The sequence below is a fragment of the Psychrobacter sp. GW64-MNA-CIBAN-0177 genome (genome assembly GCF_040309585.1).
In the GTDB taxonomy this organism is placed as follows: domain Bacteria; phylum Pseudomonadota; class Gammaproteobacteria; order Pseudomonadales; family Moraxellaceae; genus Psychrobacter; species Psychrobacter okhotskensis.
In genome coordinates, this window is the sequence record NZ_JBEOOY010000414.1 from 1 (window position 1) to 255 (window position 255).

Sequence of the window (255 nt, forward strand, 5' to 3'; positions counted from 1 at the left end):
GGTTTGGTCATGTTTTTTGTGCCATTTACCATTGGTGAAAAAAGCACGATTTTGTTCGATCATGGCGCAACCTATCTGGTCACTCAGCAGCATACCTTGTCCGTGACATTACTGTTTCTACTCATGATCTATGGTGTGAGTAAGCCGTTTATCGATGGCTCATGGCGCAAAAATATCACTCATATGATTATGACGACTTTCAAGATCATCGGTCTGATGTTGGCAGTGATGTATGTGGCTGACATAGCGCCTGCC

At 43.9% G+C, this 255-nt stretch carries 1 pseudogene; it reads left to right on the forward strand.

The features are described from left to right. Positions 1-255 (forward strand): annotated as a pseudogene (locus AAEY79_RS15680) (YjiH family protein); the annotation flags it as partial.